Source organism: Microcoleus sp. B3-D2, assembly GCF_036705345.1.
Classification (GTDB): domain Bacteria; phylum Cyanobacteriota; class Cyanobacteriia; order Cyanobacteriales; family Microcoleaceae; genus Microcoleus.
On the sequence record NZ_JAUBUG010000026.1, the window covers coordinates 22094 to 34300 of the forward strand.

General features: G+C 46.7%; 7 protein-coding genes, 2 tRNA genes and 1 pseudogene. 3 read left to right on the plus strand and 7 right to left on the minus strand.

From position 1 onward, the window contains the following. The 7 genes and pseudogenes from QUB14_RS12140 to murA all read right to left on the minus strand — a co-directional run. A pseudogene (locus QUB14_RS12140) lies at positions 1-1774 on the minus strand (hypothetical protein); the annotation flags it as partial. Between the two features lie 205 nt (positions 1775-1979). Continuing rightward, positions 1980-2061 (minus strand) — tRNA-Leu (locus tag QUB14_RS12145). A 17-nt stretch (positions 2062-2078) separates the two neighbouring features. Next, positions 2079-2261, minus strand: coding sequence for a hypothetical protein (locus tag QUB14_RS12150; protein WP_333217225.1), 183 nt, complete (start codon positions 2259-2261; stop codon positions 2079-2081). Between the two features lie 385 nt (positions 2262-2646). Beyond that, positions 2647-2865 carry a hypothetical protein gene (locus tag QUB14_RS12155; RefSeq protein WP_333217226.1) on the minus strand — a complete coding sequence of 73 codons (219 nt, stop codon included), beginning with the start codon at positions 2863-2865 and terminating at the stop codon, positions 2647-2649. Between the two features lie 205 nt (positions 2866-3070). Next, positions 3071-3152, minus strand: a tRNA-Leu gene (locus QUB14_RS12160). Further along, the gene (locus tag QUB14_RS12165) at positions 3131-4000 is read right to left on the minus strand and encodes a M48 family metallopeptidase (RefSeq protein ID WP_333217264.1); all 870 of its coding nucleotides are present in this window, start codon (positions 3998-4000) and stop codon (positions 3131-3133) included. The genes QUB14_RS12160 and QUB14_RS12165 overlap by 22 nt, the downstream gene beginning before the upstream one ends. Positions 4001-4136: 136 nt before the next feature. Further along, positions 4137-5555 (minus strand): UDP-N-acetylglucosamine 1-carboxyvinyltransferase, encoded by a 1419-nt coding sequence (murA, locus tag QUB14_RS12170; RefSeq protein WP_333217227.1) that lies wholly within the window; start codon positions 5553-5555, stop codon positions 4137-4139. 365 nt (positions 5556-5920) lie between these two features. On the opposite strand from murA, the gene smc reads away from it, so the two are divergent. The 3 genes from smc to QUB14_RS12185 all read left to right on the plus strand — a co-directional run bounded on the left by smc (position 5921) and on the right by QUB14_RS12185 (position 12129). Further along, positions 5921-9724, plus strand: coding sequence for a chromosome segregation protein SMC (smc, locus tag QUB14_RS12175; protein ID WP_333217228.1), 3804 nt, complete (start codon positions 5921-5923; stop codon positions 9722-9724). 68 nt (positions 9725-9792) lie between these two features. Continuing rightward, positions 9793-10809, plus strand: coding sequence for a PRC-barrel domain-containing protein (locus QUB14_RS12180; protein WP_333217229.1), 1017 nt, complete (start codon positions 9793-9795; stop codon positions 10807-10809). A 294-nt stretch (positions 10810-11103) separates the two neighbouring features. Beyond that, a complete protein-coding gene (locus tag QUB14_RS12185; protein WP_333217230.1) occupies positions 11104-12129 on the plus strand; it encodes an SGNH/GDSL hydrolase family protein in 1026 nt (341 codons plus the stop codon). Positions 12130-12207: the final 78 nt, after the last annotated feature.

A 12207-nucleotide genomic window follows, 5' to 3' on the forward strand; every position in this document is an offset into this window, starting at 1 on the left:
AGCTAATTGTACCACCAGAGCTAATTGTACCACCAGAGCTAATTGTACCACCAGAGCTAATTGTACCACCAGAGCTAATTGTACCACCAGAGCTACTTGTGCTACCACCACCCACTACACTAACAGTGCTTCCGCTGCTGCCCGTACCAGGTTTTTGTTTGGCCTTTTCTTGGTCTAATTCTACATCACTGATGTTGTTGATTTCTAAAACAACTTGCCCTTCGTTATCTTCTATGTATGTATCAAAAAAGAAGCCGGAGAGGGTTGTTTTTTGTTTGACTTCAAAAATAACTTCATCTTTGAAGCCATTTAAGGAACACCAACTTTCGCTAAGTTCAATTTCTGTCAACTTGGAGATAAATTTTCCCCCTTGAATCCACAGTAACGCCCAAGGTTCTAATTGGAAATTTTTGGCTTCTGCTCCATAAGTGGCATTGCTTTCCCGAATCTTGACGCGATAGTTCCCTGCTGCTAACTCGATAGAATTAGCATTGGCTTTTTTAAGAGTTGAGAGATAATTGCCATCAAGCGAATAGCAGTTTTTCTTACTATCAACGGTTAAAGTTTGGGTATTAAACTGTTGATTGCCCGTGATGGAAACAGTGACTTCTCCTTGATTATCAGCACTATAGGTATCAAAGAATAAAGCACAGACTACAGCTTTTTCTTTGATATCTAACTGCAATTTGTCGTTATAGCCGTTTAAAGTGGCCCAAGTTCCACCTGTCTCAACACCTGTCTTTGTGTTGATAAAGGTACTGCCATCAAGTCCATAAATCCAGAGAAAAACAAAAGGCTCACCGACGGTATTGTCGGCACTATAACTGTAGCTACCACTGGTAATTTGGATGTCAAAAGTTCCTTTGTCTAATGTCAGAGACTTAGCAACATTTTGTTGCAAGCTATTCATCTGAGCGGTATTGATAACGTAACAGTTTTCTTTTGTATCAATCGTTAACAGTTGCATAGTTTCCTCACGAGTTTTAGTAGTTGTTTGTGCAGCCTGTGTAGCTTCTGTGTTAACTTTTGAAGTGATGGTTTCGCTCACTTCTGCTGCTGGTTGATAAACCGCAATTCCTGCCCAACGACCGCTAGGCTTGGTTTGAGCCACTAATGTGCCTTTACCTGTCTGGGTATTAATGCGGATTAATTGACCGTCTTTTCCCAAGTTAAAAAATCTGCCAGTAACGCCATAAAGGACATTGCCAACAAATTCCATACTGCCAATACCAGGAAATCCGGTATCACCAATAGTTTTAACTTCGCTAGTATCGAGATTGCATCTAGCAAGTAATTTCTTCTTTTCGTAGCCAATTAATGTGATATATGCTATGCCATTGCTATCAAAGGCAACTTCGCCACAATTGTAGTCTTTATTAGCTACGGTAGCTACTGGTGTACCTTTTCCTGTTTTGATATCCAGGGCAATCAGTTGTTTAGCTGTTGTGGCATAAAGGGTTTGACGTTGGGCATTATAAGCCAAGCCGGCTGTAGCAAAGCCCGTATCCCCAATCACAATCGTATCGCCCGTTTTGATGTCAATTTTAACGAGCTGCGTTGTGCCGCCTTCTTGCTCAATGCCATAGAGTTGTGAATCAACAAAGGCAATATCATACGCTTCTGTAATGATCTCACCGATGAATGTTGCTTTACCTGTGGCTAAATCAAGAGTATACAGTTTACTTAACTGATTTGAGACACAATCTTGGATATACACTGTCCCTGGAACCATAGCTAAATCCAAAGAAGATATATTGCTTGCCTGATTACTCATCTTGTTCTGTTTTTATTACATAAAAAAGCAGATGAAAGTAACAGTGCGGTTGGTCATCAGTTATTTCAACTGATTTTGGGAAAATACTCGGCTAGCAACGACAGCCACCAGCGAGTGCGAGATAAAGTGATGATAGATGCAGTTGGAGCTGCTTGGCTATTGAGCACAGAGCGCTTTATTAAGACATCCCTAACTTTCCTCGCAGTGGGCGGGGAGAGAATCGAACTCTCATACCTTTCGGTGTCAGATTTTGAGTCTGATGCGTCTACCAATTTCGCCACCCGCCCTTTGTGTTGGTTTCACCCTAATAACACACGGATCGATTTCCTGCAAGCAAAAATTCATAATCTTTTGAACTTGCCCAGCGATCGCTCTCTCTGGCGCGCAATACTGGTACAGGATGCGACAACTGAGCCGTCTGAGCTTGTTTGAGCATATCTCCGAGTTGAGTGGTGCTGAGGTCGTCGTAGGCTCGCGCCTGCGCCAAAAACTCGTCTACATTCAGTTTTTGGTAATCACTTAATGTGATATCTGCTATTAGACTTGTTTTGCCAAACAGTTAAGAAATCATAATCGAGGTTGCTGATGACGGTATTTCCCTTAGTGCCGATCAACTCAGCATCTGCTAGAATTGGTCGCAAGTTTGACAGCTCCAAGGATGACTATTAGTCTATCTAGAAGGGTAGATAATTTTTTTTTTAGTAATAAAGCGTAACATCTTTCTGTATCCGCTCAATAATCCGGGGTAAATCGCTCAACGATGCACCTCAAATGACGCAAAATCGTTCCTGAGTGGGTAGTCTGCCCCGAATTATTGAGCGGATACATCTTTCTCATCTTTCAGTGGTGCGAAGTCAGCAGCAACGAGCATTTTATCGAGCTCGTACTCGATCGATGCCATAGAGTTGTGAATCAACAAAGGCAATATCATACACTTCTGTAATGATCTCACCGATGAATGTTGCTTTACCTGTGGCTAAATCAAGATTATACAGTTTACTTAACTGATTCCAGACACAATCTTGGATATAAACTGTGCCTGGAACGATAGCTAAATCCAAAGAAGGTATATTGCTTGCCTGATTACTCATCTCTTTCTGTTTTTATTACATAAAAAAGCAGATGAAAGTAATAGTGCGGTTGGTCATGAGTTATTTCAACTGAAGTTCGGAAAATACTCGGCTACCAACCACAGCCACCAGCAAGGGGGAGATCAAGTGATGAGATATGCACTTGGAGCTACTGGGCTACCTAGCACACAGTTCTTTATTAATACATCACTAGCTTTTTTAGCAGTGGGCGGGGAGAGAATCGAACTCTCATACCTTTCGGTGTCAGATTTTGAGTCTGATGCGTCTACCAATTTCGCCACCCGCCCTTTTGGGTTTCACCATCATAACACACAGATCGATTTCCTGCAAGCAAAGATTCATAATCTTTTGAACTTGCCCAGCGATCGATCTCTCTGGCGCGCAATACTGGTACAGGATGGGACAACTGAGCCGTCTGAGCTTGTTTGAGCATATCTCCGAGTTGAGTGCTGCTGAGGTCGTCATAGGCCCGCGCCTGCGCCAAAAACGCATCGACATTCAGTTTGGGAGCTAAAGTCGGCGAACCTCCGGCCAGTTTCATCAACAGGGATGCTACCACTTTTGGGTCTTGGGTGGCGAGCAAGGCGGCGCGATCGCACGTAAATTCCGCACACCGCAACCATTCCAACATTTGCGCCTGCAAACCCTGCGCGAGCACGGTTCCCACAGGCGAAATTTGGCCCGCGGCCAACACAATTAAATTAGCCAGAGTCAGGTAAACTCCGTGATCGCACTTCAAATGACCCAACTCGTGAGCAATTACTGCCTTAACTTCCTCGTCTGTAAGCAAATCAATCAGAGAAGTGTGCATCACCACAAAAGGCTGTTTTCCCCGCATCGCAAAGGTGTAAGCATTTGGCATCGGATGCTGGCGGACATAAAGCTGCGGCGCTTCCAAATCCAGAGTTTTGCAGGCATCCAACAGCAATTGATGCAGGTGGGGCAATTGATTTTCGCCGACTTGGACGCTGGAAGCCAGATTTTCCAGCATAAAAAACTGTTCGCCAAGTTGTCCCAACAACTGCCGGACGATCAAATCCAGGCCGGGCAGTTGTTTGAGAGTGCTGGTAGCTTCCAAGTCTAGCGGGTGGCGAAACTGGTCTGCTTTTAAACCGATGAGCGGTATGTTCGACATTTTAGTCAGTTGGGAATGGGGAATTGGGAATTGGGAATTGGGCATGGGGCCTGGGGAATTGGGCATGGAGAATTCTTTTGCTTCTTCCTTTTTTCCTCTTCCTTCTTCCTTCTTCCTTCTTCCTTCTTCCTTCTGACTACTTTAAACCCGATCGCACGGGATTGACAGGAGCCTCAGCAGTCGCCGGGTCTGTACCCTCTTTGACGCGCCGCAACTTAGCTCCCAATTTTTGCAGTTTCACCTCTAACTGCTCATAGCCGCGGTCTAAGTGCTGCAAGCTGCTGATGGTGGTGACACCATCGGCTGCAAGTCCCGCTAGCACTAACGCCGCCGAAGCCCGCAAATCTGTTGCCACGACAGGCGCGCCCGACAGCCGCGACACTCCCCGCACAATCGCTACATTGCCTTTAAGGCGAATGTCTGCGCCCATGCGGTTGAGCTCTGCTACGTGGCGCAAGCGATTCTCAAACACGGTTTCTTTGATCAAGCTGTCGCCTTCGCTCAGCGTCAGCAAGGCCATAAACTGAGCTTGCATATCTGTGGGGAAACCGGGATAAGGCAGAGTTTCGATGTCTGTGGCCGAGTGAGTTTGGCCGGGAACTATCCGCAAAATGTCGGGGGATTCTGCAATAATTTTTGCCCCAATTGTCTGCAATTTGGCAATGACTGCGGTCAGGTGGTCGGGAATTACCGGCGACAAACTGATTTCCGAGTGAGTGATAGCTCCGGCTACTAAAAATGTTCCGGCTTCAATGCGATCGGGAATAATTGAATAGTCTACCGCGTGCAGCTTGGGCACTCCCGAAATGACGATCGTATTCGTGCCGGCGCCTTGAATTTTTGCTCCCATGGCGCGGCAGAAATTCGCCAAATCTGCGACTTCCGGCTCTTGAGCCGCATTTTCAATTATGGTTTCTCCTTCCGCCAGAGTCGCCGCCATCATCAAAGTTTCAGTTGCGCCGACGCTGGGGTAGTCCAAATAAATTTTGGCTCCTTTCAGGCGGCGGTTTGGCCCTTTGACGTAAGCGTGAACGGTGCCGTGGTCGATGTGGACTTCGGCACCGAGGGCTTGCAGACCGCGAACGTGGAGTTCAACGGGTCGGGCACCGATGGCGCACCCACCGGGCAAGGGCACTTTGGCAAATCCCAAACGCGCTAGCAGCGGCCCGATGATGAAGAAGCTCGCCCGCAGTTGGCTGACTAATTCGTAGGGGGCTTGAGCGTCTATGAGGTTGCTGGCGTTGATGTCTAAAACGTCCCCGTTTTGCTGTAATTTGACTCCTACAGCCGAGAGAATTTGCCCCATGCGGGCGACATCGACTAGACCGGGAACGTTGCGGAGACGGCAATCCTCTGGGCAGAGCAAGGCTCCTGCCATGACTACTAAGGCCGAGTTTTTGGCGCCGCTGATTTTGATATGTCCTTTAAGGGGCTGGCGACCCCAAATTTGTAATACTTGTTGTTCGTCGCTTTCAGGGGAAGCTGGCAGGTTAGATGAGTTCTGAGCTGGTGTAATGGGTTTGCCCTCCATAATGCGCTTCGTTACTTTATACATTATTAATTTTGGTTCGATTTTACCGGAAAGTTTTTATATGTCTAGGGGTAACATTTGGAACTGCGGGAATTATATTTACTGTAATCCTCTCGGGTCAAGGCTTTCAGGTTTTAACCCACAAATAATATCGATCGAGTCTCATGGAGTTATTTGTATCAAAATTTACGTTCATTTGTAGCGCTCGCTCGGAGCGGAGATATTGTACTTTTGTCAACGAGCTTTTGAAGTAAAATGCGACTCGGTTGTTGACAAACGTGTAAGATATCTGTTCGATCGACAATGCTAGAAAGTTAACACATTGTCGATCGCCCCATTGCCTGTGCTACCCTGTGACAACAACCTAGAGCCAAAGCTACTCCTAGCATATGGTTCACATTAAGCGGATCGAACTGACTAACTTTAAATCTTTTGGCGGCACGACGGCCATTCCCGTGCTGCCCGGTTTTACTGTGGTTTCCGGGCCCAACGGTTCTGGGAAGTCCAACATCCTCGACGCTTTGCTGTTTTGTCTCGGACTTTCGAGTTCTAAGGGAATGCGGGCTGAACGTTTGCCGGATTTGGTGAACAGCGCCCAAAACAAACGCGGTACGATCGAAGCTAGCGTGACTGCGACTTTTGCCCTGGAAGATGTCGGGGAGGAATGGTTCGCGCGGGATGAAGATGAGGAGGAAAATGCAGCAGATGAGTTATCTGTTGAAGCAGAGGAAGTCGAAGGGATAGAAATTGCCGAAACTCAAGACAACAACGGTCAATCATCTCCTGTCAATCAAAAATCAAAAATCGAAAATCGAAAATCGGAAGAGTTATCTGTTGAAGAAGTCGAAGAGATAGAAATCGCAGCAACTCAAGACAACAACGGACAACTACTCGCTACCAATCCAAAATCCAAAATCGAAAATCCAAAATCGGATGAGTGGAGTGTGACGCGCAAACTTCGGGTAACTCGTCAAGGTACTTACACTTCAACTTATTACATTAACGGCCAACCTTGCACCCTGACTCAACTTCACGAACAACTCAACCGCTTGCGAATTTATCCCGAAGGCTATAACGTCGTCCTGCAAGGAGACGTTACCAGCATTATTTCGATGAATTCTAAGGAACGCAGAGAAATCATTGACGAATTGGCTGGTGTGGCTCAGTTCGATCGCAAAATCTCTTTAGCTAGGCAGAAGTTGGATGAAGTTAAAGAGGTGGAAGAACGCAGCAGGATTGTAGAAAAAGAGCTGATTTCTCAGCGGGATAGACTGGCTTCCGATCGCACAAAAGCGGAAAAATATCAAAAGCTGCGGGCTGAATTTCAAGAAAAGTCGCAGTGGGAAATTGTGCTGAAATTCCGCCAATTGCAGCAGCAAGAATGGAAGCTGCGAGAACAAATCGAAACGGGCGATCGCACTTCTGCATCTCTCACCGAACAACTGCAAGCAATTAGTACCCAAATTCAAGAAGCAACCGCCGAACTTGACGCGCTGAATGCCCGCGTTAAAGCTTTGGGAGAGTCGGAATTGTTGGCTTTGCAAGCGACGATTGCCACTCAGGAAGCCGAACGGCGGCAACTGCAAAACCGCAAACAGGATTTGGAAAAAACTGCTGGGCAAATGGCGGCTAACATAGCACAAACAGAGGAAGAAGTTCGCCAATTCCGCCAAAGTTTGGAGCAAATAGAGATTGAAATATCTTATGTTAAGTCTCAAATAGGAACTTCGCAGGAACAGCGAGATGCAGCCCAGCAAAGTTTAGATGAAAATCGGGAAATTGCAAATGCGATCGCCTCGACGGCCGAAGTGTGGGTACAGCAGCAAACGGAACTGCACCGCCAAATTGAAACAATTCAACAAACTTTGGAACCGCAGCGTACAGAACAAGCTACTATCGGAGAAAGAGCCGATCGCCTGCAAAGTCAAATTCAAGAACAAAACCAATCGCTGCAAGTATTGGAACAGGAAATTGCAGCGAAAAAAGAGCAGCAATCTCGCCTTGTGGAAACCAAAGGCGTTGCATCTTTGCAAGTAGAATCGCTGACTCAGATTTTGGTCGAAGCCGAACAAGAATTGCAACTGCAACAGGAAACTCAAACTCGTTTGTTGGAAGAACAGCGCGAAAGACAGCGCAAATTAGACAAACTAGAAGTGCAGTTTCAAGCACTGCAAGAAGCGACGGGAACGTTTACTGCAAAAATTGTCGCGCAAAGCGGAATTGGCGGAGTTTGCGGCTTGGTGGCTCAACTGGGCAGGGTGGAACCGCGCTATCAGTTGGCGCTGGAAATAGCGGCGGGCGGGCGCATGGGAAATATGGTGGTGGAAGATGACAGCGTGGCTGCTGCTGCGATCGAATTGTTGAAACAAAAACGGGCGGGAAGGATGACGTTTTTGCCTTTGAATAAGATTAGGGGCGGCAGGTATTCGGTGAATGAAAATTTGCGGCGCGCGGCTGGGTTTGTGGATGCGGCTGTTAATTTGATTGATTGCGATTCGCGGTATCAGGAAATTTTTGCTTACGTTTTTGGCAGTACGGTTGTGTTTAGCAACCTCAGCGACGCCCGCCGCTATTTGGGACAGTACCGGATTGTCACTTTGGACGGAGAAATTTTGGAAACTAGCGGGGCGATGACTGGGGGAAGTTCTAGTAATAGATCTACCTTGCATTTTGGCACGGTTGAGGCTAGTGAGGCTGCTAGTGAAGCGCGGACGATCGCCTTTTTGCAAGAAAGGTTGGAGGAAATTGAGCGGATTTTGGAACGGTGCAAAATTGCGATCGAGCGCGCGTCTATTTCAGTCAAAACTCGTAGCCAAGAATTGATGGAAGCAAAACAGAGTTTACGCGAAAATCAGTTGCGATTGGAACAGTTGGATTCAGAAATTAAGAATTTGCAAGCGCAACAGGAACAAGTGCGATCGCAAATTGCGAAAAATACACAGGAATTAACTAATTCGCGATCGAGATTGCAGTTGCTGGAGGGAGAATTGCCCGCACAGGAAACTCAATTGCAGCAATACCGCCAAACTTTGGCGCAGTTGGAAGAGTCCAACAGTCACAGCGAATGGCAGCAAATGCAATCGAGTTTGCGGGCTCTAGAAGCGCAGCTCCAAGAGCGAGAAGTGGCTCTGAGAAACGTCCAGCAGCGCCTTGTAGACTTGGAAAATCAATTCGGGCGTTTGGAAGACAAAATTAAGGAAGGCAGCGAGAAATTGCAGGAATGGCAAGTGCAGCAAAACGCGGGGGCGGATGCACTCGATCGCATTGTTTCGCAGCAGTTAGAACTCGATCGGCAAATTGCGGAAGCTAAGGCGGCTTTGGGGGAAATTGAGGAAAAATTGGGCGTGGAAAAGGGAGAGCGCGATCGGGCGGAATCTCAACTGCGAGAGAAGCATTTAGCCAAACAGCAGTTACAATGGCAGTTGCAAAAACTCCACGAAACCCAGCAAGAACGCCGGGAACAATTGAGCGCAGTCCGCACTCTATTGGAAGCGCAGCGGGCGGAAATGCCCGATCCAGTGCCGTCGATTCCTGAAAATGTCGAGAAAGCCAATTTGACGGAATTGCAGCAGGAAGTAAAGGCGATCGCCAAACGCATTCAAGCTTTAGAACCGGTCAATATGCTAGCCTTGGAAGAGTACAACCGCACTCAAGAACGCCTTCAAGAATTAAGTCAAAAATTGACGACATTGGAAGGAGAACGCACTGAACTGCTGTTGAGAATCGAAAATTTTACAACACTCAGGCGGCGCGCTTTTAAAGAAGCTTTCGACGCGGTTAACGAGAACTTCCAGACTATCTTTGCGGAACTTTCCGAAGGCGATGGCTATCTCCAGCTAGATGACCAGGAAGACCCCTTCAGCAGTGGCTTGAATTTGGTGGCTCACCCGAAGGGCAAACCCGTACAGCGGCTGGCTTCCATGTCTGGAGGCGAAAAGTCGTTGACGGCGCTGAGTTTTATTTTTGCGCTGCAACGCTACCGCCCGTCTACGTTTTACGCTTTTGATGAAGTGGATATGTTTCTGGATGGGGCAAATGTGGAGCGATTGGCTAGAATGATAAAGCGACAGTCGGAACAAGCGCAGTTTATTGTTGTGAGTTTGCGGCGACCTATGATTCAATCGGCTGAGCGTACAATTGGTGTTACTCAAGCGCGGGGAGCTTATACTCAAGTCATAGGACTGAAGTTGTAGTCCCGGAGTCTCTGTTAATGATCGTGTTGAGTGATATATGTACTTAATAAATCAGGATTAAAGTTACAATGACATCCGAACAAATTTGCCAACGCTCCGACATTCTCGGCACTCAGGTCATCACCCGCGACAGAGGTAAACGCTTGGGGGTGGTTAGTCAATTGTGGGTGGACATTGATCGGCGGGAAGTTGTGGCGATCGGTCTGCGAGATAATATATTTGCGGTCGCTGGAATGCCGAAGTTTATGTTCCTCAGCAATGTCAGCGAAATCGGCGACGTGTTATTGGTGGAAGATGAGAGCGCGATCGAAGATGATGTTGATGTTGAAGCCTACAGCATTTTGATTAACAGCGAAGTTATTACCGAAACCGGCGAACTTTTAGGTAGGGTGCGGGGCTTTAGGTTCGACCCCGAAGACGGTAAGTTAGTTTCTATAATTATCGCTTCCCTGGGAATCCCCCAAATCCCCGACCAAGTTCTCAGCACTTACGAGTTGGGGATTGAAGAAATTGTCAGCAGCGGCCCGAATCGCTTGATTGTGTTTGAAGGTTCCGAGGAAAGGCTCAGGCAGCTTAGTGTGGGTTTGCTGGAGCGCGTCGGTTTGGGTCAAGCACCTTGGGAACGGGAAGAGGACGAGGCAGGTTATTATCCGAAACCCGTGGCTACGGGAAATCAATTGGGCCCGGGCGTGCGGATACCTGCACCGGAAATGCGGAGCCGGGTAGCCGCGCCTGCGGTTGAGGAAGTTCCTTGGGATGAGGATTCGCAGTGGAATCGGCCTGCGGTGCGCCAGCCGATGCGCGCGGCGCAGCCTGAGCCGATTATCGACAATTACGAGGATTACGAAGAGGATAATTGGGGCGGCGAGGAGGACGATTACGAAGAGGAGTACGAGGCGAAGCCACAGTACACTCGCTCTGAGAGTTCTCGCCCGAAGGCGCCTGTGGTCGAGTACGAGTACGAGGATGATGTGGAGGCCGATGCTTGGGCTGACGATGAGGCACCGAAGCCTTACCAGGCTCCTCGGGTGAATATCCCTGAGAAGACTAAGACTCCTGAGTACGAGGAGGAGCCTGGTTATTAGAAATTAATCGCTCGGTTGGGCGGGTTTACGAGATTGTGTGTTTTAGATAGACATAGATAGTTTGTAAAATCCGCCCCTACAGACCATTGTAGGGGCGGGTTTTACAAACAATATCGGCGTAAGACCAACAATATAATAAACCCGCCCCCGCCCAACGAATAATCGGAATCTACATTTTTTTGGAGTATCTTGAACATCAGGTTAATCTAGATTATCGGCTGTGTGGGGGCGGGTTTATCTAAATTGTTTGTGAACCTCAAATATTGTTTGTAAAACCCGCCCCTACGTTAAATTATGAAAAAAAACTTTATTAAAACCTCTATTTTTCAATTAATAACATATCTAATTTTTCCTATTTTTTTATCTACCACCACGGCTGAAATTGTCTTGCGAGTTGCGGGATACAAACCCTGGCAAATAGAAAATGTTGATGTTGCCGTAGAACCCAAAGGTAACTTTTTTACCAAGGACTCGGAACTCGGCTACAAGCATTTGCCGGGTAAATTCAAGGTTACACTTAACGGTAATTACTCATTTAATACAACTCATCTCAATAATAGTTTAAGAATAACACATCCCCTCAATACTTACAATTTATTATCGTCAAAAAAACCTGAGATTTGGATATTCGGCTGTTCTTTTACCTACGGTTGGTCATTGAATGACAGCGAAACTTATGCTTGGTTGGTGCAAGAGAAATTACCCAAATATGAAACAGTTAATTTTGGCGTAAACGGCTACGGCACGCTGCACTCGTTGATTCAATTCAAAGCAGCACTCAAACAAGGAAATAAACCCAAAGTTGCGGTGATTGCTTATGCGGGATTTCACGACCGCCGCAATACTTTGTTAAGGGCGAGAAGAAAGCAAATGGCTGCTTGGAATAAACTCGGTATTCTATTTCAGCCCGATGCTAGGCTGAATGGAGAAAATAATTTTACCTACAGCATGGCAAAACTTGAATATCGCGAGTTCCCGCTGATGCGGGTTTCTGCATTAAGCCATTTTTTGGAGGTTAATTACAATCAATTTGAAGAGGGATTGTATAGAAGCCATGAGGTTTCTAAGGCAATTATTGAAGAATTTAACCGTGTGGCTGAGGCTAACAGTGTTAAGTTAGTTGTTGCGGGAATTAATGCCGGTTCTGCTAAGATGTTGGAGGAATTAAGTCAGGAGGGAATTGCTACGGCGGATATTTCGGTTGATTTGAAAATACCTGCCAATAATAATTTACCTCATGACATTCATCCAAGTGCGATCGCGAATCGGCAATATGCAGAAAAGTTGGAAGGTTTTTTGCAAAGTACTGTTTTAAGGTAAGTTAACGAACCGCGAAGGCGCAAAGGGCGCGAAGGAAGAGAGAAAGAAGAAGTTTATAAGTTATTTAGGGTTGCGAGA

What these genes read in the sequence shown, in the direction of transcription:
- smc (WP_333217228.1), top strand. Translation starts at nt 5,921, where the DNA reads ATGGTTCACATTAAGCGGATCGAACTGACTAACTTTAAATCTTTTGGC.
- murA (WP_333217227.1), bottom strand. Translation starts at nt 5,555, where the DNA reads ATGTATAAAGTAACGAAGCGCATTATGGAGGGCAAACCCATTACACCA.
- QUB14_RS12180 (WP_333217229.1), top strand. Translation starts at nt 9,793, where the DNA reads ATGACATCCGAACAAATTTGCCAACGCTCCGACATTCTCGGCACTCAG.
- QUB14_RS12185 (WP_333217230.1), top strand. Translation starts at nt 11,104, where the DNA reads ATGAAAAAAAACTTTATTAAAACCTCTATTTTTCAATTAATAACATAT.
- QUB14_RS12165 (WP_333217264.1), bottom strand. Translation starts at nt 4,000, where the DNA reads ATGTCGAACATACCGCTCATCGGTTTAAAAGCAGACCAGTTTCGCCAC.
- QUB14_RS12155 (WP_333217226.1), bottom strand. Translation starts at nt 2,865, where the DNA reads ATGAGTAATCAGGCAAGCAATATACCTTCTTTGGATTTAGCTATCGTT.